We start from the raw sequence: 19,721 nt of genomic DNA on the forward strand, positions 1-19,721 counted from the left end.
TTGTCGATGACTGAGCTGGCTTCGATGACTGATGAGGAGCTGCTGCGTCAGTCAATCCAAATCCTCGCCGGCTTTCCCCGCGAGGCTGGGCTGCTGCTAAACAGCGCCGGCGGGGCGATCGCCGACCGGCCGTCAATGTTGGCGGTGTGGAATGAGGAGCTTTCACCCGAGCAGGCTGAGCTGGACATCTGACCGGTGAGGGCATCAGGGACCACAGTGCTCGCGCGGACCAGCTAGCCCGGCTGGTTTCGGGGATCAACGATGCGACGAAGGCGATCGTCCGGGACAAACTGGGCCTGCGCAGCCTCAGCCGGAACCTGCTTGTCGAAGGTGTTGCACCTGGGTCTGTGCATGGTTTGCGTGCTGACGCTCCGATCGAAGCCTCTGGAACGGAGCCGATGCGCGATGTTGACGCTTCGAGCCGGATTCGGTGGCATTGCGCACGGTGGCGCGCGTGTTCACGGTCGCTTCCTCCGATGAGCCTTCGGTATCCGGCGATTTGCGGTCGATGCCTGCGCGGGCTCGCGCGCGTTGCAACGCGCGGTGGTGACTGTCAGCAAAGCCAATTGGGAGATCGACGGCGAGATCAGGCAGCGCACCTACAGCGCGGATCCGGTGCGTTTGTCTCGGCGAGGCGCGGTGGAGCTGCTGCACCAGCTTGCAGCACACAACTACACGACCGAAACGAACCCCCGCCCCAATGGAATGGTCCGGGACTAAACACGTGGGATGTGCCCGGCACGTACGGCGGGTGGACTACCAACCAGCTGATCTGCGACCCGATCACCTACCGGTGCCGCCAATACGTGACACCGTAACCAAAAGCTAGGTGCTGGATTATGGGACGGATATGAACCCCTTCGTTATTCCGATGAAAACCGGCTTCTAGCTGCGAAAACGGCAAGGAATGAGCTGACATGGAGGACACGAACCGACATCACGCGACCTGCGGAAACACGAGACAGCATTGACGGTGTCAATGGGGCCGGAAACGCCCCCACGGTCGCCGCGCAGGAATGCCTGCGGACTGAGCTGATCGAGACGGCGGTCGTCGATCGGCCGCCGCTGGCCTACAGCGACGCCGACGTGACTGCGACTGATTTCACCGAGCAATCCGGCGATGACCCGTGGGACGACGACGCGTGGGAGGACGAGTACCGCGCCTACGCATGGGGCACCGTCAAGATTTTCGTGGGCCTGATGGCGGTCGTCGTTGTCGCAGCGGGATGGATCGTCGCGATCGCGTTGATGTCAAAAGGTCACTCTCCAGCGACTGATGCGGCGACGCCCGAGTCAACACCAGCGACGGAGGCGCAAACACCGCCTGCGCCGCCGACGACAGTAACCTCACCGCCGACGACAGTAACCTCACCGCCGACGACAGTGACGGCGCCGCCGACGACAGTGACGGTCACGCAAACATCCACACCCGTCGCAGCGCCACTGGTGCCTACTGCGCAAGCGCCGCCCAGCCGTACTCCGATCAGATATTCCTCAGCGAAGCGCGTGCGGGCGGCCTGGTCATCCTGGACGACTCGGTGGCGGCCGCTGATGCCCGGCAAGGCTGCGAATATCTCGCGGCGGGCCACCGCGCGGAAACGCAGGAGCTCGCCATGCGCAATAATCCGTCGCTGACGTGGCGGGACGCGGAAGTCTACGTGCGCCGCCATCGACGCCTACTGCCCTCAATACTGATCACGGCGCGTGCCGCATGTACGGGGAGGATGGCTGAGTGGGCCGGTGGGATTTTACGCGAGAAGAGATCTGGGCGATGATGGCGGTCGAGCAGGCGGAGAAGTATGCCGCGCTAGCGGCAACGTTCGGCGCGGATGCCGTTGACGCGATGCTCATGTTTCCGTGGTCTCCCGAAGTTCCAGGGGAACGACTTTGCTAACAAAGGTGTTTTGATGCCCAACCTTACTAACCGGACCCTTGAGGACAAGGTTAAACGTCCGTTCCGGGAGCGGTGCCGGCAACAGAATGCCGCGTTCGACGACTACCGCGCCAGCCACCGGCCCGTCGTCGACGCAGTGCGGCGGCTCGTGCACGACGGGCAGCTCGCCGCGCCGACCGTGGCCGGCGGCCGCCTGGCCGTTGCCAGCGCGCCCAGCGCGACCTGGGGAAGCCCCGGCGGCGCGCCGCACCCGAACAGATCGAGGCGATGACCGCAAAAGCGGTCGACGAGCTGGTCGACGTGCTCAACGCGGCGCGCGACCCGCTGTATACGTGTACAGGCGCGACGAGGACATGCATGCATGCTGCCCGGCCAGATACGGCACATTTGCCGGCGCGGTGGTGGCGCCACGTGGTCGCCCGTGCCTGCCAGGAAGTGCCCGGCGTGGTCATCACGTCGTGAGCTATGCAAACCGGGCCGTATCCTGATCCGAACGCATAGAAGGAGGGCCCATGAAGCTTGCGGCGCGCGCGAAAATGATGGTCACACCAGCCTGGCAGGCGTACTATGATGCGATCTAAAACCGCACAGCCGCCTCGTTCATGCGCTCAACCAGATTTACGGCACCCTAGCTAGTAGCCCGCTGTGCCCGTTATCGCCTTTGTGTACAGCTGTCTGTACAGTGGAGGAGGCACCAAAAGTCATGGACCCCAGCGCGATCGAAGCGGGCGACGTTATTGAGGCGACCTTCAACCCGCAGCGGACCGACGATCTCACGCCAGCAGCGGCGGCGATCGTCGGGCAGCGATTCCAGTGGACGTGCGTGCGACGCGTCGAGGACAACGGCCCCGACTATGACGGCCAGTGGCGTCTCGAGCTCGGCAAAGACGACTGCGAGCGAACCGGCCTGTGGTGGGTGGCGTTATGCGACCTGAGTGACATCGTCTATGTCGGCCGCGATCAACGGGCAGCCGACGAGTACAGAATCCTCAACGGCCTCTGATGCCGCGCCGACGTAGCCCCGGCGCGCCCTGCAGGAGGCCTTGCGGCGGTGTAAAAAGAGTTCGGACGTAGGTTCCGTCGAAGACGAGCAAGTCTGAAGGAAGGAGCCTACGTCCGTGTCGAAGAGGATATCGCCTGATCAGATATTCCTCAGCGAAGCGCGAGGTAGTCGCCGCCGCGTGGCCTATCCAGCTGAGGGGTGTCGCGTCGGCACCACTTTCGACACATGCCCGTATTCGGGGTCTTCGCGGATCTTGCGTTGTGCGCTGCGGCCGGCGGTGGTGACCGGGACTGCGGGCGGCACAGGGATTCCGGTCTGGTAGCGCTGTGTGGTCGGAGTCGCCACCGAGACGGTTGGCGCCCGGCCTTCAAGGTTCCAGGGCTGTGTGGTCCAGGTGGGCGCCGAGAAGCGGCCAAGCCGCCCCGCGCCGCCCATGTTGGCGGTCACGTGGGTCGACACGTACGGTGTCGCGCCGCTGACGCTGAACGTCTGCGGTGCGCCGCCGCCGTGACCGTCGCCGCTGGACGCGGCTGCCGTAGCGATGAGTTGGCTTTCGGCGGCCACCTCGGTGTAGCCGATGAAATCGACGAACAGCTGCGCGAGGTTGACCGGGTAGCCGCCGCCCAGCGACTGCTCGATGTACTGGCCGAGGATGGTGCCGCCGTCGAGGCCCAGGACAGGCACACCGTTAGGGTTGAGTCCGAGGCTGTTGAGCAGTTGTTCGAGGATGGATTCAATGGACTCAACGCCGCCGGTGGTGGCCGCGGGTTGGATCGCCGGCGCCCCCGGGTTGGTGGTTTGCGGCGCCGGCGCGAACGGCGTAATCGGCGCCGTCGCAGCCAATGACTGCGCCTGGTACCGCGCCATCGCGGCCACGTCTTGTGCCCACATCTCGACGTACTGCGCCTCGGTCTCCATGATGGCCGGTGTGTTCTGGCCGAGCAGGTTCGTCGCCACCAGCGCGGCCAGCTGCGCCCTGTTAGCGGCGATAACGGGCGGCGGTACGGTCGCGGCGAGCGCGGCCTGGTAGGCTTGCGCCGCGGCGTTGGCTTGCGCGCCGATGCGGCTGCATTGCGCCGCGGACGCTTCCAGCCACGCGATGTACGTGGCGGCTGCTCGCGCCATCGCGGCAGACGACGGCCCGTGCCACGCGTCGGCGAGCCCTGAGATGACCGATCGGTACGCTACGGCAGCGGCGTCCAGATCGCCGGCCAGCCGCTGCCAGGCCAGCGCCGCGGTCTGGAGCGGCGCCGCTCCGCACCGGTGTACATGCGGGCCGAGTTGATCTCCGGTGGAAGCGCCGGGTAATCCATCTAATCCCTGCCCCGGTGAGATGTATTGGGTCCACAGCTGGATGCAGCCAGCCGGCCAGATGCCCCACCACTGTGCCGATCACCCCATAGGTGAGCAGCGGATGGGTTTGGGTGTAACGGCGGCTAGCGTCAGACAGCGTTTCGCCGCGCGGGCACAGTGCGTCCCACGCGCCGACGCCGGCCACCAGTGCGACGCCGAGCGCGATCCACGCCTTGTCGGATGGCCTCACCGGGATCCCTGGCTATAACGATCGAGCAGCCGGTCCAGCATGGACTGCCACGTGAGCTCGCGCTCGATCTCGCCCTGATCCCGCGCGGCGCGTAGTTGCGCCAGCGCGGTGGTGATCTGCTCAGTCAGCGGCGACCGCGCCTGCATGAGGTCACGTCACATCTGTTCGGGGTGGCGGCGTTTCGCCGTTTCGATGCGCCGCTCGAGGTCGAGCCGTGCTTCGCGCTCGTCACGCAGCTCGCCGCGGACACCGCCGATGTCCTGGCGGATGCCGCGCATATCGCGGCGCACGTCATCGAAACCGGCGCGGACCTCGGCCCGGAACTCGTCCAGATCTTCCCGCAGGTTCGAGTCGTGACCGTTGACGAGCTGGTCGCGGATGCCGCCGACTGCGCGTGCATGGTTGCGACTGTCGATCCATGCTTTTCCCCAGCCGCCGACCGTGATGACGACGAGCCCGGCCAGCCCGATCAGGGTGGTCGGCTCGCCCATCAGGAGGCGAACTGGTCGAGGTCGTCGATCAGCGGCTCTGCGGTCTTGATGAAGCCCGCCACAGCGGCAATCACCGCCAAGCCGCTGCTGATCGCGCCGGCCCACGTCTCGGGAAGGATGCCGGCGAACTCATGCAGCGCGTAGGTACCGACAGAGCCAGTGGCGGCCAGGACCGCGACCGCGGCCTGCGCTGCCTTGGACGGCTTAAACGGGAGTTTGATACTCATCTTCGATGACCTTTCGGGTTTAGGCCGCCGCGCGGGCGGCTGTGAGTGTTGCGATGTTGTGCAGGAAACCCACGGCGTTGGCGACAAGGTTTGAGTAGCCGCCGATCTCGCCGACGTAGCTGATGTGCGGTGCGGTTGGGCCGCCGGGCGCAGCCAGGAAGTCGATGCCCTGCAGCGCGGCCTCGACGGCGGCCTGGGTGCCGGTGGCGTTGGCCTGCGGCCCGCTGATCAACCCGATCAGCAGTCCCTCGAGCGCGCCCAGTCCGGCGGCCGCCAGCCCGGCGATGCCGCCGGTGAACGCCGGGATCAGACCGAGATCTTTGACGGCCATGACCAGTGCGTTGACAATGTCGGTGGTCAGTGCGCCGAGGTCGTTGAACTGCAGGCCGGTGGCCACGGTGTAGACGTCGGTCATGTCCTGCCCGACTTGGCCGTTGGGGACGCTCGCGTACATGTCGAGGCCGGCGTCGCCATTGGCCGGGCTATGCACGTAGTCGGCCCACGACCTGCCCGTCGCGCATCGGCAGCTCGGTCATGTTCAGCGACGAGATGCCGTGCCCCCCTGGGTCGGCGATACCTGGGGCGTAGAAACCGGCTCCGCGGCACGGGTTTCCGAACGTGTAGCCGCCCACGAAATTCGGGGCGTACTGCGCGAGAGGGCCGTCCATGATGTCGATCGCGACGCGTGACACCACCTCGGCGCCTTGGCTGTAGCCTCCGAGGACGAACGTCTGCAACGGGTTGGCGGCGAGCCATTCCGCGATCCAGTTGTAGCCGTCAGCGACCGACTGCTGGTAGCTCGGCGACGAGGCCGAACCGCCCACCGGGCCGAACGACGCCGGGTAGGGCACCGCAACCTCGTAGCACAACCCGTCATCGACGTAGGTGTTTAGCCCGGCGACCACCATCGACGGGTACTGGGTGCCCGGCGCCGACTCCCACGTGCCGCCCACGGTGAGCACAGCGTGCCGGACCTTCACAACACCGGAGATGCCGGCCTGCAGGTCCGCCCACCCGGTCATTTCGCGCTCGTCGGAAGACCGTTGGCTTTGCGCCACTGGATCGCGAATTCCATCAACTCGATCAGCACGTCCCCGGAGTCGCGTTCGATGCCGTCGGAGAAGACGTGCGTCCACGCGATCTGCTCGGCGACGGTGACCTGCTGCTCGAACGCGTCATAGGTGCCCTGATAGCTCTGACCGTTGTGGGTAGAGTTCCAGGGGCCGCGCGCCGGGTCGTTGACGATATCGCCGATGTTGCGAGGATGCCGCGCCAGCACGTTGCGCCACGGCATCGGTGTCCCATCGACTTTCACCCCAGAGACGTCGGCCTGCAAGCTGTTGGCGTCACTCATCATTGCTTCCCTTCGATAGAGTTCTTGACCGACGCGAGCGCGTCGACCGGCGTGAGGTTTTGGCCTTGCGCGTTCTGGCCGAGCTGCGGCCAGCCCTGCCCGCCTGGTCCGCGCAGCTGGTCCCAGACCTCTCGTACCTTTTGCAGCAGCTCTTGCTGCTCAGCGTCGGTCAACGCCATAAATAGTCCTCCTATACCTAGTAGTGATCTCAGATCATCAACAGAGCCACGAAACGCGTTGGCGTCCACGGACATTCCCGCAACCAGCGCGGCGTCGGTGAATTGCCAAATGACGGGGGTGGCGCCGCCGTAGCCGGTCCAGCCTTGGCCGTTGTCGCCGCCCGCGTCGGCGTATTCGGTGCTGGCGTAGTTGCCCTCTTCGTAGTAGGCCGACGACACCAGCCCGACCACACCGGACAGGTCGGGGGAGCCGATCTGTTGCCAATACCAGTGCGGTATATGGGACAGCCGCATGTTGACACCCGCCGCGACGAACGCGTTCCACACGGCCCAAAAGTTGGTGATGTCACCGGAGTTGGCTTCGAAGTCGAGCATGCACGGCGCCGCCCCGTTACTCGGGTCGTTGGCCAGATAGGTTTGCGCCTGCTGCGCCGGGTCGTCGGTGGTGACATAGTGGTAGCCGACAACCAGGTTTCCGGTCTGCTGCGCCCACTGCCACACGGTGGGCCAGTACGGGTCTCGGTAGTAGTTTCCTTCCGATACTTTGTGCTCGATCCACGTGAAACCTTCGGAGATGATCTCGTTGAGGGCCGAAACGATGGCCGCCGCTGGCTGGCCACCCCAGTTGTTATTGGATAAATCCACTCCGTACAGCGTCACCTGTTTTTCCTCCTTAGACGTATCTGCGTGCGTTGTGGAACGGGCCGCCTTGGACTATCGGCACTTCTTCTACTGGCACCCCGTAGGTGGCGGCTTGGATGATGTTGCCGTCGCCGCTGTAGATCGCGGCGTGGCTGGCGTCGGGGTAGAAGGTGACCACGTCGCCGGGCTGCAGGTCGGGGCGGTCGACCGGCTGGCCGCCGACCGCGAGCGCCTGACTCGAATGCGGCAGCGTGATGCCGACTTGCGCGTACGCCCACACGACCAGCCCGGAGCAGTCGAACGCATCCGGACCCGCCGCGCCCCACTGGTAGGGTCTGCCGATCGCGGTACGGGCCACCGCCACAACAGTGGCAGCGTCAGCCTTCGATTGCGGGGACATCGCGCTGAGCAACAACAGATGCGCGGCGAGCACGGTCGCGCCAGTTCGGATCACGGTCCAGGACGCGGCGCCAGCTCGTCGCTGTCTTTGCGCGGACGCCGTCGCGGCGTCGGGGCTAGCACGGGTCCGGTGTCCAGCTTGCGAAGATCACTGGACAGCTTGTCGAAGTCGACACCCGCGGGGCTCTTGCCGCCGGTGAACATTTCCTCGGTGAGCGCGACGACAGCGACGGTGTTGAAGGCGCTGAAGAACGGCGCGGTGATGGCGCCGTCACCGCCCCATGTGGGCAGCTGCGCGGTGTGGCGGTCGGAGGCGCCCCACACCGGAATGTAATGTCCGCCTTCGACCCGGTGACGGCCGGGGATGAGATGCCACGCTTGCCCGGATTCGAACTGGGCTTCCGCGTAGTCGGGAACTAGGATTCCCACACCCACCACTTCAAACAGGCTCAACGCGATCAGCATTTCGTCCCAGTCCCCCGGTGTCAGCCCGGCGTAGGCGACGATCTTGTGCCGGTTGCCGTCCGCGTCCACGATGCCAGTGTTCTGCCGGAATTCGTAGAGTTCGTGGACGTCGGTGCCTTGGTCGCTGCCGGGATCGGCGGGGTTGTATCCGGTGATCTCCGAGTAGTTCTGCACCGCGGTGTCGTCGGTGAAATTGACGGTGACGCCGCGCAGCGCGTTCGCCAGGCGGATCTCCTCGATGCTGCCCGCGATTGCGCAGTCACCGATCCGGTCGTTGAGGTACATTCGCGGCTTGACCAGACCGGCGTGCCCGAGCGGGAACTTCAGCGAATCAACGCTTGGCAGGTCGCTGGTGTAGTAGTCGCACAGCCGGATTCGCGGATGGGTGTGGACGGGCTTCAATCCGAGCTTGTATTTCACGGCGGTCTCCTATGCTTGCTCGAGTGCTTCGCCGAGCTCGGCGAGCGCTTTGTTGTGGCGGTTGTGGGCCAGGACGTGCCCGGCGGCGACGATGGCGGCGATCGGCCACTCGATCAGCTCGAGCGCTGCCAGCGCAGCCACACCGCCGTAGTAGGCCAGCTGGTCGAGCTCCGGCACCGGCACCGTGCCGAACAGCGGAAGCGCAATAGTGGGGCGGTGTTTGGCGGCCACCTGTTTGACCGCGGTTGCTTTCTTGGGTGCGGGCATCAGGAACCTTTCTGTTTGCCGAGCATGTTGGCGTGGATGGCGTCGATGCGGCCCCGGGCCTCGGCGGCGACGTAGGGGTCGGCGGTGACGCTCATTTCGTTGTCCTGCAAGCGTTCGCCCGCGTCGCTCCAGTTGGTTGAGCCCTGAACCACCCAAAGGTTGTCGACCACAACCATTTTCATGTGCATGATGCGGCCGTGTTCGCTTCGTCCGATAGCGATCGACGACGCCGGATAGTCCTGCTGGGCGAGCAGCTGGCGTTCGTGGACGCCGCCGGCCTGCGAGCTGTCCAGGGTGAGCTGCACGTAGCAGTGCTCTTGAACGAGCTTGCTGCGCAGTATTTCTGCGAGCTGCGGGTCGTCAAATCCGTACATGGCGACAACCAGGGAGTGCTGGGCGCTGTTGAGCAGATAGCACAATGCGCCGTGCACGTCGTCGACCGGGGCGTAGAGGGTGCGCCGGTGCTCGGGATAGCCGGGCGGCAGCGGTTGGGTGCGGTATTTGTCGAGCACCGACAGGCTGTAGAGAGGGTGAGCGCGGGTGCTCATTTGTTGTCCTTGTGGCCGTGATGGATGGCGTGGCCGACGTATTCGAGGATGGCGCCGATGGCAGCTGAGGCGAGGCCGCCGGTCGCGAAGGCGGTCAGCCAGCCGGTTGCGCTCATGTCAGGCGGGTGTGATGACGCCGATGCCGTCTGCCGACCAGTTCACCGCGAACACGCCGTTGGACGGGGACTGCACCCGCCGAAGTCGACCCAGCCGATCAGCGGATCGGTTGCGGCTGAGCCGGTTTTGGCGTCGTAGAGCACTGCCTTGTACGCGGAGAATGTGGCGTTGGACCATTGCGCGTTGGCGCCGGTGAAATCCCAACCTGCTGGGGTGATTGCGATCGACCCGATCACCACACCCCCCGGCGGTGTAGCCGGGGCCGCTGATCTCATACGCCTGCGGCGTCGACCAGAACTGGTCGGCGGCTTGGTTGGGTGTGTAGCCGGAGCCGACGAGCGCCAGCTTGAGTGTGTCCGATGTCAGGTTGATCTTTCCCTGCGCCAGCGCAGTGAAGAAGCTGTTGTAGAAGTGAGCGGTTACGGCCATGCTGATGAAGCCTCCTTTCTGCGGACGTGTTGTGCGGGAGGGGTTTTCGTTTGAGAGCCGCTGTCAGCGGGCTAGTTCCATTCGATGAGCGTGTATCCGGCTCCGCCGTTGCCTCCGTTCGCGCTTTGACCGCCGCCACCCCCGCCACCGCCGTAGAGTCCGCCGTTGCCGCCGACGTATCCGTTTCCTGAGCCGCCGCCGCCCCCTGCGCCGCCGTTTCCGGCAGCGGCATCGATTGGCGCGGAGCCGTCCGAGTTATTTCCACCTGCGCCGCCGGTGCGCGTCGTGGAATCGCCGCCAGCGCCAGCTCCGCCTCCAGAGCTGACGAGGGCCCCACCACCGCCGCCAGCGCCAACGTTGTCGGTGGTATCGCTGACGCCGGGGAAGCCGTAGCTTACGTACCCGTTACCACCCGCTTTGCCGGTATGTGTGGAAGCGGTTATGCCGGAGGCTGAGCTTGTGCCGCCAGCACCGCCAGGCGGATTCGGGGTACTGCCGACGCCGTTAGCTCCGGGTTGGCCACCGCCAGCGGATAGCGAGACGCTGCCAGATGAGAATGTGGACGCGCCGCCAGCGGTCGGGGATGAACCTGCCACCCCGCCTGCGCCGCGAGTGACCGAATACGTCGCGCCGAGCGATGCAACAGGTATGAACACGCGGTCTACGCGGCCTCCGCCGCCGCCTCCGCCACCACCGTAGAAGCCATTGTCGTCGCTGCCAGACCCGCCTGCACCGCCGCCGCCGATCAGCGTGACCCAGCAACCGCTTGTGCCAGCGGGCACAGGCTGATTCGTGCGGTTGACGTTCTCTTCGGCGAACGGCGTGAACGACGAGACGGTCGCGGTGGGCGCCGGCATGGAGGCGGCCGCGGCCATCGCTGGGGCGGCGAGGTTGACGCCGCTCGATACCGCCGGTGCGGGCATGGAGGCGGCCGCCGACATCGCGGGTGGTGTGATCGTGCCGCTCGTTGAGAGGGCCGGCGCAGGCATGGTTGCGGTGGCGGCCATCGCCGGGGCCGGCACGATGACCTCCACCGTGGGTGCGGGCATCGTTGCGACGGCCTGCATTCCGGGAACCACCATCATGATGGAGTCCTGAATGCTGGGCGCGGGCATCTTCGCGATCGCCGACATGGCCGGGACGGTGACTGCTGCGTCGATCACCGGCCACCAGCCCGTCGACGAGGGCGGTGCAGACCAAACACTGTCCCCGAACGGCAGCGTCATGACTGGTACGCCCTAATCCATGCTTGGCCATCAGCGCCCGCGCCGCCGAACAAATACGGCGCCGCACCGCCGCCACCACCCCCGGGCGCGCTGCCGGCGAAGCTGTCGAACACCGTGCCCCCGCCGTAATAGATGACGCCGTTGTAGGTTTCGTTTCCGGGTGAGGCGCCGTATTGACTGGTTGGGAGGAAGCCCGATCCCCCTGCGCCGCCGGGACAGGTCAGTGTGTGCTGGGTGCCCCCAGGGTCGGTCCACTGGAATGTGGTCGCGGTGCCTGGAAGTCCGGCGGTGAACCATTGAATCTGCTGCGGCCCACCGGCACCCACGGTGACGGTGATCGTGCCGCCGGGCGCAATATCGGTTCCGACAACCAGGGTTCCCACGTTCCAGCTGCCGGCCGAACCGCCCTGCCCTCCGATGAAGACTTCCGCGCCCTGGCCGGCGCCGCCGCCGCCGACGCCGACAAGGTCGAGCTTGTTGCCCGCAACCATCCAAGGCGGCAGCGTGAAGGTGTATTGGCCGGCCGCGGCGTAGGTGCTCGTTACGGGTGGCTGGTAGTTCGGCGGTACGTTGCTCACCCCGAGCCCGACGTATGGGGTGTTGCCGGTGTAGGTGATGCCGCTCGATAGCGCGGTGGGCCCGCTGGATCCGGTGTTGCGGGTGAAGCCGGTCTGTTTCGTGTTCGCGCTCGGGTGGTCGGTTTGCCAAGATTGGCCCAGCCCGGCGATGTACACGGTGCCGGAGCCGACGACCTGGTATTCGACCAGGATGACATCGCCTGGGTTGACCGGGATTTCGTCTGCGTAGGGGAAGGTGTAGACGTTCCACTGCCCGGTCTTCGACAGGTTGGTGTGCAGGTCGCCGGAGCTGAACAGCGGCGTGATGTTGCCGGAGCTGTCCATCTTGGCGAAGTTCAGGTAGAACGCTGTGACGGTGCCGGAGTAGTAGCCCCACCACTGGTGAAAGCCGAGGGTTTTCGCCTGGCTGGCGCGCAGAAAGCCGCCGGCCGACGCGGATTGGGTCGCCGTCACCGTCGAGGGAGCCGAACCGGAGCCCAGCGATTGCAGGCTCATGTTGGACTCGACGGTTTCCTCAAGGCCGGCCGAGACCGCCCGGTTGTCCTGAATGCCGAGCGTGTTGGTGGCGTTCTGCGCCAACGTCATCGCGTTGACGGTGACGTGCGCGGCGCTCTGCACCGCCTGCGTCACCGTCGACAGCGGGTTGCCGCTGCTCGACACCCCCGACAGATTGAGCGCGTTCGCCAGTGTGGTGGCGAGGTTGTCCCACATGTTTTGGATCGTCGAGCCGATGTCTTCGATGCCCTGAATCCCCTGGATGGCGGACGCGGGAACGCCGGACAGCAGACTCGAGGGGATCGTGTTGACCTTCTTCACCGAGCCGTCGTCGAACCACACCTGCCCCGCAGTCGCAATCGCGTCCACCAGGGGGCGCAGAAAGACCGTGTCAACGCTGCCGTCAATCGGGACGGTGAAGGTTTGCGAAAGCTGCTGCCACACCGACTGGCTCGCTGGCGGGTTGGTGAACTCGGCCAGCACGACCGATGACACGCGTTGCGGCACCTGCATACCGGCGAACTTGTACTGCAGCACCTCCAGCCGGATTGGGTTGGTTCCGGTGTAGACGAGACCGGCCCACTTCGCCCAGATCGACATGGCGAGCTGCTCGCCGGGCGTGACCGGGATCGGGTTGCCGACATCGGAGTAGAGGTATGCGCCGTCGGGTTGGATCAGCAGCGAACCGGGGTTGGTGCGCCCGGTGGTGCCGTCCCAGGTGATCTGCGGGGCGCGCGCCGACACCGACGCCGCGGTGTCGAAGCCGGGCGCCCACAGCAGTTCGGGGTTGATGTCGACGATGTGCGCGCCCGCGAGCACAACACCGGTTGCGGGGCGCAGCTGGCCGGCGATGTTCAATCCGGGGATGGCCTGCAGCGCGTTAGCGAAGTCCCCGAACGGGTTTCCGGTCAACAAGCCTTGCAGCGAGTTGACCAGCTGGTTGATCGCGTCTTTGCCTTGCGACAGGATCTGCGACACCGGGTTGTTGGTGCCGGAGCCGCCGAACAACTGGACCACGTTGTCGATGGCCTGCTGCACATCGGTTGCGGCGTCGTTGATGTCGGACTGCAAGGTGTTCGACCACGACGACAGCTGCGCGAGCACACCGCTGAGGTTTTGGCCGGTGACCACGCCGATCAACGCTTGGACAACCCAGCGCAGGAATCCCTCTATGAGCTGCTGGCCGATCGCCTCAATCTGCTGCGCAGTGAACGGGCGCGCGCTAAGCGAGCTGCCTGGCGGGTAGTGTACGGACGGGTCCGGTGTCGTCCAATTCGGCGCTGGACTGGTCATGACGACAGCGGCGCCCCTACCACGGTGAACACGCAGCGGCCGGTGGAGTATTCGTCAGTTGTCGCCGCTTGCTGCTCGGCGTTCAAATACACGGTGGCGGACGTTCCGGCGCCGACTTGACCGACCGAGCCCCCGTTGAGCAAAGCCCCGAACTCGGGGATGATCACAGGCGCCGGGGGGCGCCGCGCCCAGCGTGCCGAATCCGCGGCCGATCTCGGCGCCTCCCTGTGTGTTTGGTGCGCCGCCTAGCCGGGCCACCAAATCCACCTTCGTGTTCACGGTGCCCGCGACCTCAACGGAGGCGAACACCAGCGGAAGATACGGCTGGGTCTGGGCAGGTATCGTCAGCGATGACAACGTGCGCACTTGGCCGCCCGAGGTTCCGGTGGTGGGTATCCCGGTGACGTTGTAGGCGAACAGGAATGGCAGCGGAGCCGGGTTGAATTTTCCGGTCGCCGAGTTGAACAGCAGCGTCGCGCCGTTGACTAGGGTTCCCACCAGGTCTTCGGCGCTGGCGATGAGGAAGCTGCCGACGGTGCCCGGTGAACCTTGCGGCAGCCCGAGGTCCAGCACGTACGCGGACGGGATCCCGGGGCCACCCGGCGCTGTTTCGCGCAGGTCGGCGGTAGCGCTGCTGCCCGCGGCTAGCGTGTTGACGTTGCCGATGGCCAACTGTGGTGGGGGACCGGGCTGGCCGGCGGCCAGCGGAGGTATCCCGTTTGCTTGTGCGCCGCCCGGCCCGAACACCATGACAGCGGTTTTCGTCGAACCGGGGTCTATCCCCGCCGGCCACAGGACCGGCCCGTAATACAGCACCGAACCGGCGGGGTAACCCTCAGGGTTCCAATTCCATTGACCTAGCGGATAATTCGCACCCTGCGCGGTGATGTCATAGTCAACCAGGATCACAGCCCCGTTCGCCGGCGGTTGCGCGAATGTCAGAGTTGACGGCGGATCCTCGCTGTAGTCAACGCCGTCGTGTTGGCGTTCACCGTTCACATAGACCCGAGTGCTGCCAGGGTAGAACGGCTGCGACGTAGTGAAAACGGTGTTGGTTCCGTTAACAGCCCCGGACGGGGCTTCGCCGTAAATACTCACACCCGCTGCCCTTTTCCTGTTTTTTAGCCGTTGGGGGAAGCGCCGAGCGCAAGCATCAACCCCTGCTCAACGTCAACTATTTTGCGTTGGATCAATGTCATAGGCGCTTCTTCGCGGCGCCCGTCGCCAACTTGGACATCGATACGGCACCGTATCTCTGCGTTGTCGATGACTTTGATCTCGTCGAGATAATCGGTGTAGAGGACGCCGCGGCGGATGAGCGACGCCAGTTGGCCGGGGAAAACGTCTTTGAACAGCCGCCACGGCATGCCGTGGTAGAACGTTAACTGCGCCGCCGGGTATCCGTTGGTGTCCCAACCCGCCGAAATGGCCGCGAACATCGTGTCGATGTCGTATGTGGATTGGGTGGGGAAAAACCGCTCAGGAAACCCGTACGGCCCCAGCGCAACTCTGCGGTCGAACCACTCGAAAAGCTCGAACGCCAGAAACGCGTTGTCGAGCAGCCCGTCAAAAATGCTGTTCGAGATGCCGGTGATCCCGATGGTCATCATCAGAATGTCCACCAGGTATTCCAGGCTCGCGTTTATGAAATCGTTGAGCCACTTGGGTGACTTGCCGCCCAGAATGACCTGCCAGCACACCGGATGGTGGTGGGCGACATCCATCGACACTATTCCCGAGTCGTCAGCGTCAGCGTTGAACACCACCCACGGTGGAACGAAATTCACCCCGAGCGTGGGCGCGATAACGATGTCGGAACCCGGTGGCACGTACTCGTTGTCGGGGTTCAGGAAGGGGTTGAGAACGCCGCCCAGCAGCGAGCCTTCGAGGTCCACCAAATCCTGGACAGCGCCGTCCACCACAGTGCCCGTCGGACCCGTAACTCCAAGGTAGTTGCGCAAGTTGAAGCACAGGGTGGGCACCTGTAAATCCCACAGCAGTCCTTCGGGTTGCGGCTCGCCGGGCATCCACAAATCCATGCTGGGATAGATACCGTTGTCGGCGAGCTGTTGTCGCATCAGCTGCCACAGCGTGTCCATGCGACCGTTGACCTCGATCCATGGCGATGTGTCTGTCAGCGGGTCGGTGGGTATCACGCACACCGGAGTGGTGACCATTTGCATGAACTCGCTGAGGGAGATGCTGTTTTGCATGAGGATGGTGCCGAACCAGGTGCGCCAATCTAAGTCGAGGGAGCCGAGCGTGTTGAACAGCTCCCAGAGGCCGAGTTGCAGCCGCATACAGTTCTCGGCCACCAGCGTTTTGAACACTGTGATCGCCGGTCCGATGAGGACCGCTTCGGATGGCTGCACTTCGATAGGCAGGAATGGCTGTGGCCATGCGACAATCCGGTCCAGCATCGTTAAGTCGCCGACCAGTTCGCACTCTACGGTCTCGGCGCCGTCGGGGTTGATTTTGTCGTGCGCGACGTCGATGCGCCCGACCAGCGGCCGGCTCCCCCTTCGAAATCGATCACCACGGGAACGACCGTTGTCTGACAAGTGATCGCAAGCTCGGCCAGCGGGTCTTGTCCTTTGAGCGTCAATGTGCCGTCGGGCAGTTTCAGACGCGGGAAGGTGCAGGTGACTTCGATGTAGTCGCCGCACTGGTATTCGGTGCGGTAATAGTTGTCGAACAGCCGCACATCCATGTTGATCGGCACGGATTCGTGCGGCCGGGCCAATTGCAGCGCACTCGACATCGCCGCGACGGGATCGGGCCCGGTCAGCGTAACCTGTTGCTGGTCAAGGCTGCTCATTCCGGCCACACCCTCATCGGTGTGATAGAGGCGACCATTTTCGATGCCGGGTTGCCGCCGGTGATCGAGCACGCGATAGCCGCTGGCTGCGCGTATTGTGGCTGCGCCACACCGGGAATCGGGTTGGTGTAGTTGCCGGTGATCAGCGACGCCAGCGGGGCGGTCTGCGGCAGCGCCCCAAACGCCGACTCGAACTGCTGCAGCAGCGGCGGCACGTTGTTGCCGCTGACAAAGTTGATGAGCGTGTCGAGCAGCGACGGCGACGCCGACTGCGGCGCCTGCGACCGTGGCGGGGTGAGGTCGACGACGCGCGGCAGCCGGGATAAAGTGTTGATCAGCGCAATGTCACCGGCGTTCAGTGGTCCGAACGTGATCATCGTTGTCGAGCCGGGGCCGTTGGCGAAACTGAACGTGGCCCCGTCTTCGGTTCCCGCGTAGCACAGGATGGCGGGCCAGCCGTCCTGGTCACCGATGTTGCCCAACTGCAACCAGCCGGAGCCCGAGCCGGTCCACCCCGACGTGTCACGCGGGAAGGTGTCTGTCCACGGCACACCGAGCCAGAACGCGAGATCGTTGCGGATCTTCTGCGTGAACTCCTGATGCAGCACGAGCCGCGGCAGCTGCTTGATCTGATCCGCCCACGGCTCGCCCCAGCGGGCCGGGAACCACCAATAGCCGCGGTCAACCGTCCAATATTCCAGCGAGCCTTGCAGATTCGGGTTCCACGCACCGATCCACTCCGACACCAGGCGCGACATGCCTTGCGGGGTGGTGGCATGCGCCTGCAAACGCATCGTCAAGTTGCAGGTGTCATACATGGTGTAGGTCCAGGTGACGCCGGGCTGCCGCGCTCCTTTGAGGTCGATGTGCTTGAAACCTGGTGTGACACCGGATAATCCGTCCACCAAGAGGATGCCGTCTTGGATTCCGGGCCACGGCGCCTCCGGCCCGCACAGCGTGAACTTCGAGTTTCCGTCGGGGCTGGTGAACTTGATAGTGGGCATTGCGCCGTCCAGCAGATCGGCTGCGCCCTGGGGCAGAATCGTGGCGTCGTTGGTGGCGTAAATCAGAGGGTAGGTCGTCATCGCGGCAATCCGTACGGCCTTGGGAATTGGCGTCCGGCAGTGTTGGACTGCGCGGTTTGCTCGGTCATTAACCGTTGACGGAACTCGTCGGGGTTGTTGGCTTGCACGACGATCGGCGCGTTGAACTGCGAGCCGATCCGGTCCCCGTTGTGCACGTCGCCGCCGCTGGCCGGGGTGAGCGGCTGCTGGGTCTGTCCCGCGGTGTTCGGCGTTGATGGGCGCACACCCGCGATACCTGTCAACAGGCGGCCAGGCAGTGTTTTGCCCCACTGCGACAGCGGGCTATCGGACGGGATCAAGGTGCTGAGAACGCCTTCGGCGGCGATGCCGCCCAGCTGCCCGAGGTATCCGGCGGTGCGGTTCAAATCCTGGAACACCACCTGCATCGCTCCCCCGGCCGCTCCCCCGGCTCCTCCGAATGTGCCCATGTCTGCGCCCATCGACGCCGCCGACGCCGCTGCTGATTCGGCGGCGCCGATCAGGCCGCCGCCGAAGCCGAGCCCCGGTGATGGTGGCAGCCCTTCGTCGGGCAACCGCTGCGAGGCGCCGGGCTTAGCCACACCTTCCGGGGTGTGCGCTGAGCGGTCCTCGGCCGACACTTCGCTGGCCTGGGTGCCTTTGTTGCCCGGGCCCGGCGATTTCGGCGCGCCGACCGGCAAATGAGGCTGCCCGCCTGACTTCTGTTGCGGCGCGGCCGGTGGTTTCGGCGTCGGCGGCGGCGGCTGCGTCGGGTCACCGCCGCCGACCAAATAGACCGCACCACCGTGATTGCGATGCAGGGCATTACGGAACGCATAGACCGCGTCCTGGCCGCCCATCGCGCGCACGTCGTCGGCGGTGAGCACGTGTTCGCCCGGCGACAGCCACGCTGGGATGATGTCGGTGCCGGCCGGGCCGCCGGCAGCGAAGCGCGGCGCATCCATCGGCGCGAGATTCACCGCCCCGGATGGGGGCCCCATCGGGTGCGGTGGCATCGGTATCGGCGCGTGTGCCGTGGGCGGGCTGGCGCCCAACACGTTTGACAGATCGAGCTGTTGCCGATTCGGCGGGGCTGTCGCTGGGCCGCCGAGCATTCCCGGCAGACTCAAGCGTGGCCCAGACGCCCGGCCGGTAATAACTCCGAGATATGTCTCGATTGCCGGAGGTACCGGCTGCTGAGGCGCCGGGATCCCGGCGGCCTTGTCAACCACGCCGGGCAGCGTTGGGAACGGCCCGAGCTGAGGCAGGGGACCGTGGGTCAGCGCCGGCTGCGGGGGCTGGAACATCGCCGGCGCCGGTGACGCTGGCCCCGGCGGTGCTGGCGTCGGTGGTGCTGGCGTCGGCGGTGCGGAAGATGCTTCGGGCGCAGCCGACGCGGCGCCTGTGCCGGTCGGCGAACCATCGGCCGGTGGGGCCGTATCGCCGCCGGCTCGCCATCCGGCCGTGGCGGCGCTGCTAGGCGGCAGCGGTGTGCCGTAGTCGCCGAGGTCTGCGTAACCGCCGGGAGCGCCGAAGTCCAATCCAGCGTCCAAGCCGTAGTCGGCGCCCACTGCGCTGGAGCGGATGGCGTTGCCCAGCATGGCGCCCTCTATCGGGCCGATCGCCAGGTCGGCGAGGAAGGTGACAAGCCACTCCCCTAAGCCTTTGACCCCGCCGGAGAGGCCGAAGCCTTCCGCGAGCGGTGCGCCGAACCGCAACCCGCCGAAACTGTTCGCGCCACCGCGCAGCGGGTGAAAAGCGCCCCGCTCGGCGTCTTCGAGCTTGCGCTGCGCCAGATCGCGCTCGGTGTGCAGGTGCTCGATCTCGTGGTCGAGCCGATCCCGCTCGGACTGCTTGGCGGTTGCTTTGAGTTCGTTGCGGCGTTCTTCGGCGTCGTGAATCTCGTTGTCGAGATGTCGCAGCCGTTCCCGCGCGGCCGCGACTTTCTCGTCGTCGCGCGTGTAGTAGCCCGGCTGGCCGCCGGGCTGGTCCTGGCGTTGCGCCGGCCGGGATGCCGGCCCCGCCGATGCCGCCGCCGCCGAAACCTCCGGCGCCCCCGCCGAAGCCGCCGCCTGCGCTGTAGCCGGGTGGGCCTTGCAGGTCGCCGATCGGCAAAAACATGTGATGGTCGAACTGAGGGCTGTTCGCGCCCGCAGCGCCCGCTCCGACAACGAAGTTCCCGTGCGAGCCGCCGGCTTCGGCGTTCTCGCCGTCCGACAGCGTCATGGCGGCGTGCCCGGCGTTGCCGCCGCCGTGGTCGTACCAGCCGACGCTGATCGTGCCAGGGCCG

The 19,721-nt window shown here is 65.6% G+C and carries 28 protein-coding genes and 2 pseudogenes; 8 read left to right on the top strand and 22 right to left on the bottom strand.

Annotated elements, in window-relative coordinates; all coding sequences use genetic code 11:
- The coding region (locus G6N08_RS09915; protein WP_218033369.1) for a hypothetical protein at window positions 1-192 on the top strand (192 nt) is incomplete at its 5' end.
- Window positions 193-546: 354 nt separating this feature from the next.
- Window positions 547-720: a hypothetical protein gene (locus G6N08_RS09920; RefSeq protein ID WP_163756906.1), complete on the top strand. Its 174-nt coding sequence runs from the start codon at window positions 547-549 to the stop codon at window positions 718-720.
- Window positions 721-1,259: 539 nt separating this feature from the next.
- Here G6N08_RS09920 and G6N08_RS09925 read toward each other — a convergent pair.
- The gene (locus G6N08_RS09925) at window positions 1,260-1,670 is read right to left on the bottom strand and encodes a hypothetical protein (protein ID WP_163756908.1); all 411 of its coding nucleotides are present in this window, start codon (window positions 1,668-1,670) and stop codon (window positions 1,260-1,262) included.
- Between the two features lie 62 nt (window positions 1,671-1,732).
- Here G6N08_RS09925 and G6N08_RS20165 point away from each other — a divergent pair, with 62 nt between their 5' ends.
- From G6N08_RS20165 to G6N08_RS09940, 4 genes are all read left to right on the top strand, one after another.
- Window positions 1,733-1,894 carry a hypothetical protein gene (locus G6N08_RS20165; protein WP_170301272.1) on the top strand — a complete coding sequence of 54 codons (162 nt, stop codon included), beginning with the start codon at window positions 1,733-1,735 and terminating at the stop codon, window positions 1,892-1,894.
- A 13-nt stretch (window positions 1,895-1,907) separates the two neighbouring features.
- Window positions 1,908-2,165: a hypothetical protein gene (locus G6N08_RS09930; protein ID WP_163756910.1), complete on the top strand. Its 258-nt coding sequence runs from the start codon at window positions 1,908-1,910 to the stop codon at window positions 2,163-2,165.
- A complete protein-coding gene (locus G6N08_RS09935; RefSeq protein WP_163756912.1) occupies window positions 2,162-2,356 on the top strand; it encodes a hypothetical protein in 195 nt (64 codons plus the stop codon). Before G6N08_RS09930 ends, G6N08_RS09935 begins: the two co-directional genes overlap by 4 nt.
- 241 nt (window positions 2,357-2,597) lie before the next feature.
- Window positions 2,598-2,897 carry a hypothetical protein gene (locus G6N08_RS09940; protein ID WP_163756426.1) on the top strand — a complete coding sequence of 100 codons (300 nt, stop codon included), beginning with the start codon at window positions 2,598-2,600 and terminating at the stop codon, window positions 2,895-2,897.
- A gap of 183 nt (window positions 2,898-3,080) precedes the next feature.
- On the opposite strand, the gene G6N08_RS09945 is transcribed toward G6N08_RS09940, so the two are convergent.
- From G6N08_RS09945 to G6N08_RS21325, 15 genes and pseudogenes are all read right to left on the bottom strand, one after another.
- Window positions 3,081-4,271, bottom strand: a complete 1,191-nt coding sequence (locus G6N08_RS09945; RefSeq protein ID WP_308494708.1) for a PPE family protein — start codon at window positions 4,269-4,271, stop codon at window positions 3,081-3,083.
- Window positions 4,270-4,440: pseudogene (locus tag G6N08_RS21435) on the bottom strand (DUF7427 family protein); the annotation flags it as partial. The gene G6N08_RS09945 and the pseudogene G6N08_RS21435, both read right to left, overlap by 2 nt.
- Window positions 4,437-4,586 (bottom strand): hypothetical protein, encoded by a 150-nt coding sequence (locus G6N08_RS09950; RefSeq protein ID WP_163756431.1) that lies wholly within the window; start codon window positions 4,584-4,586, stop codon window positions 4,437-4,439. The gene G6N08_RS09950 and the pseudogene G6N08_RS21435, both read right to left, overlap by 4 nt.
- 9 nt (window positions 4,587-4,595) lie before the next feature.
- On the bottom strand, window positions 4,596-4,931 hold the full coding sequence (locus G6N08_RS09955; RefSeq protein WP_083129664.1) for a DUF2746 domain-containing protein: 336 nt from the start codon (window positions 4,929-4,931) through the stop codon (window positions 4,596-4,598).
- Window positions 4,931-5,158, bottom strand: coding sequence for a hypothetical protein (locus G6N08_RS09960; protein ID WP_083129665.1), 228 nt, complete (start codon window positions 5,156-5,158; stop codon window positions 4,931-4,933). The genes G6N08_RS09955 and G6N08_RS09960 overlap by 1 nt, the downstream gene beginning before the upstream one ends.
- 19 nt (window positions 5,159-5,177) lie before the next feature.
- Window positions 5,178-5,648, bottom strand: a complete 471-nt coding sequence (locus G6N08_RS09965) for a hypothetical protein (RefSeq protein WP_163756913.1) — start codon at window positions 5,646-5,648, stop codon at window positions 5,178-5,180.
- Entirely contained in the window at window positions 5,641-6,180 is a 540-nt protein-coding gene (locus tag G6N08_RS09970) for a PE-PPE domain-containing protein (protein WP_163756916.1), read from the bottom strand. The genes G6N08_RS09965 and G6N08_RS09970 overlap by 8 nt, the downstream gene beginning before the upstream one ends.
- Window positions 6,177-6,512, bottom strand: coding sequence for a hypothetical protein (locus G6N08_RS09975; protein ID WP_083129667.1), 336 nt, complete (start codon window positions 6,510-6,512; stop codon window positions 6,177-6,179). Before G6N08_RS09975 ends, G6N08_RS09970 begins: the two co-directional genes overlap by 4 nt.
- Window positions 6,512-7,351 (bottom strand): GH25 family lysozyme, encoded by an 840-nt coding sequence (locus G6N08_RS09980; RefSeq protein WP_163756918.1) that lies wholly within the window; start codon window positions 7,349-7,351, stop codon window positions 6,512-6,514. Before G6N08_RS09980 ends, G6N08_RS09975 begins: the two co-directional genes overlap by 1 nt.
- A 13-nt stretch (window positions 7,352-7,364) precedes the next feature.
- Window positions 7,365-7,712 (bottom strand): annotated as a pseudogene (locus tag G6N08_RS09985) (C40 family peptidase); the annotation flags it as partial.
- A 71-nt stretch (window positions 7,713-7,783) separates the two neighbouring features.
- Window positions 7,784-8,617: a hypothetical protein gene (locus G6N08_RS09990; RefSeq protein ID WP_163756920.1), complete on the bottom strand. Its 834-nt coding sequence runs from the start codon at window positions 8,615-8,617 to the stop codon at window positions 7,784-7,786.
- A gap of 9 nt (window positions 8,618-8,626) precedes the next feature.
- Window positions 8,627-8,884: a hypothetical protein gene (locus G6N08_RS09995; RefSeq protein WP_003921248.1), complete on the bottom strand. Its 258-nt coding sequence runs from the start codon at window positions 8,882-8,884 to the stop codon at window positions 8,627-8,629.
- A complete protein-coding gene (locus G6N08_RS10000) occupies window positions 8,884-9,432 on the bottom strand; it encodes a phospholipase D-like domain-containing protein (protein ID WP_163756922.1) in 549 nt (182 codons plus the stop codon). Before G6N08_RS10000 ends, G6N08_RS09995 begins: the two co-directional genes overlap by 1 nt.
- Before the next feature lie 117 nt (window positions 9,433-9,549).
- On the bottom strand, window positions 9,550-9,978 hold the full coding sequence (locus tag G6N08_RS10005) for a hypothetical protein (RefSeq protein ID WP_163756924.1): 429 nt from the start codon (window positions 9,976-9,978) through the stop codon (window positions 9,550-9,552).
- 71 nt (window positions 9,979-10,049) lie between these two features.
- The gene (locus G6N08_RS21325) at window positions 10,050-10,853 is read right to left on the bottom strand and encodes a glycine-rich domain-containing protein (protein ID WP_371869011.1); all 804 of its coding nucleotides are present in this window, start codon (window positions 10,851-10,853) and stop codon (window positions 10,050-10,052) included.
- On the opposite strand from G6N08_RS21325, the gene G6N08_RS10010 reads away from it, so the two are divergent.
- Complete coding sequence (locus tag G6N08_RS10010) at window positions 10,771-11,076, top strand: hypothetical protein (protein WP_163756927.1); 306 nt, start codon at window positions 10,771-10,773, stop codon at window positions 11,074-11,076. The genes G6N08_RS21325 and G6N08_RS10010 overlap by 83 nt on opposite strands.
- Window positions 11,077-11,220, top strand: a complete 144-nt coding sequence (locus G6N08_RS10015) for a hypothetical protein (RefSeq protein WP_157139267.1) — start codon at window positions 11,077-11,079, stop codon at window positions 11,218-11,220.
- On the opposite strand, the gene G6N08_RS10020 is transcribed toward G6N08_RS10015, so the two are convergent.
- Genes G6N08_RS10020 through G6N08_RS10045 form a run of 6 tightly spaced genes read right to left on the bottom strand, consistent with a single transcriptional unit; the run spans window position 11,201 to window position 19,602 of the window.
- Entirely contained in the window at window positions 11,201-13,570 is a 2,370-nt protein-coding gene (locus G6N08_RS10020; protein WP_163756929.1) for a glycine-rich domain-containing protein, read from the bottom strand. The genes G6N08_RS10015 and G6N08_RS10020 overlap by 20 nt on opposite strands.
- A gap of 54 nt (window positions 13,571-13,624) precedes the next feature.
- A complete protein-coding gene (locus G6N08_RS10025; RefSeq protein WP_163756931.1) occupies window positions 13,625-14,668 on the bottom strand; it encodes a DUF2460 domain-containing protein in 1,044 nt (347 codons plus the stop codon).
- Window positions 14,669-14,691: 23 nt separating this feature from the next.
- Complete coding sequence (locus tag G6N08_RS10030) at window positions 14,692-16,131, bottom strand: Gp37-like protein (protein ID WP_443093840.1); 1,440 nt, start codon at window positions 16,129-16,131, stop codon at window positions 14,692-14,694.
- Complete coding sequence (locus tag G6N08_RS10035; protein ID WP_163756934.1) at window positions 16,017-16,388, bottom strand: hypothetical protein; 372 nt, start codon at window positions 16,386-16,388, stop codon at window positions 16,017-16,019. Before G6N08_RS10035 ends, G6N08_RS10030 begins: the two co-directional genes overlap by 115 nt.
- Window positions 16,385-17,473 carry a hypothetical protein gene (locus tag G6N08_RS10040; RefSeq protein ID WP_163756936.1) on the bottom strand — a complete coding sequence of 363 codons (1,089 nt, stop codon included), beginning with the start codon at window positions 17,471-17,473 and terminating at the stop codon, window positions 16,385-16,387. Before G6N08_RS10040 ends, G6N08_RS10035 begins: the two co-directional genes overlap by 4 nt.
- Window positions 17,470-19,602 carry a cell division protein ZapB gene (locus G6N08_RS10045; protein ID WP_163756938.1) on the bottom strand — a complete coding sequence of 711 codons (2,133 nt, stop codon included), beginning with the start codon at window positions 19,600-19,602 and terminating at the stop codon, window positions 17,470-17,472. Before G6N08_RS10045 ends, G6N08_RS10040 begins: the two co-directional genes overlap by 4 nt.
- Window positions 19,603-19,721 lie beyond the last annotated feature (119 nt).

Origin of the sequence: Mycobacterium botniense (assembly GCF_010723305.1) — a bacterium.
Taxonomy (GTDB): domain Bacteria; phylum Actinomycetota; class Actinomycetes; order Mycobacteriales; family Mycobacteriaceae; genus Mycobacterium; species Mycobacterium botniense.

Bases quoted from the DNA above. Each gene is read 5' to 3' on its own strand.
- G6N08_RS09970 (WP_163756916.1), bottom strand. From the start codon at position 6,180: ATGACCGGGTGGGCGGACCTGCAGGCCGGCATCTCCGGTGTTGTGAAG.
- G6N08_RS10040 (WP_163756936.1), bottom strand. From the start codon at position 17,473: ATGACGACCTACCCTCTGATTTACGCCACCAACGACGCCACGATTCTG.
- G6N08_RS10035 (WP_163756934.1), bottom strand. From the start codon at position 16,388: ATGAGCAGCCTTGACCAGCAACAGGTTACGCTGACCGGGCCCGATCCC.
- G6N08_RS09930 (WP_163756910.1), top strand. From the start codon at position 1,908: ATGCCCAACCTTACTAACCGGACCCTTGAGGACAAGGTTAAACGTCCG.
- G6N08_RS10005 (WP_163756924.1), bottom strand. From the start codon at position 9,978: ATGGCCGTAACCGCTCACTTCTACAACAGCTTCTTCACTGCGCTGGCG.
- G6N08_RS09935 (WP_163756912.1), top strand. From the start codon at position 2,162: ATGACCGCAAAAGCGGTCGACGAGCTGGTCGACGTGCTCAACGCGGCG.
- G6N08_RS09960 (WP_083129665.1), bottom strand. From the start codon at position 5,158: ATGAGTATCAAACTCCCGTTTAAGCCGTCCAAGGCAGCGCAGGCCGCG.
- G6N08_RS10015 (WP_157139267.1), top strand. From the start codon at position 11,077: ATGCTGGGCGCGGGCATCTTCGCGATCGCCGACATGGCCGGGACGGTG.
- G6N08_RS09940 (WP_163756426.1), top strand. From the start codon at position 2,598: ATGGACCCCAGCGCGATCGAAGCGGGCGACGTTATTGAGGCGACCTTC.
- G6N08_RS09955 (WP_083129664.1), bottom strand. From the start codon at position 4,931: ATGGGCGAGCCGACCACCCTGATCGGGCTGGCCGGGCTCGTCGTCATC.
- G6N08_RS21325 (WP_371869011.1), bottom strand. From the start codon at position 10,853: ATGGCCGCGGCCGCCTCCATGCCGGCGCCCACCGCGACCGTCTCGTCG.
- G6N08_RS09925 (WP_163756908.1), bottom strand. From the start codon at position 1,670: ATGGCGGCGCACGTAGACTTCCGCGTCCCGCCACGTCAGCGACGGATT.
- G6N08_RS10000 (WP_163756922.1), bottom strand. From the start codon at position 9,432: ATGAGCACCCGCGCTCACCCTCTCTACAGCCTGTCGGTGCTCGACAAA.
- G6N08_RS09995 (WP_003921248.1), bottom strand. From the start codon at position 8,884: ATGCCCGCACCCAAGAAAGCAACCGCGGTCAAACAGGTGGCCGCCAAA.
- G6N08_RS10020 (WP_163756929.1), bottom strand. From the start codon at position 13,570: ATGACCAGTCCAGCGCCGAATTGGACGACACCGGACCCGTCCGTACAC.
- G6N08_RS09950 (WP_163756431.1), bottom strand. From the start codon at position 4,586: ATGCAGGCGCGGTCGCCGCTGACTGAGCAGATCACCACCGCGCTGGCG.
- G6N08_RS09975 (WP_083129667.1), bottom strand. From the start codon at position 6,512: ATGAGTGACGCCAACAGCTTGCAGGCCGACGTCTCTGGGGTGAAAGTC.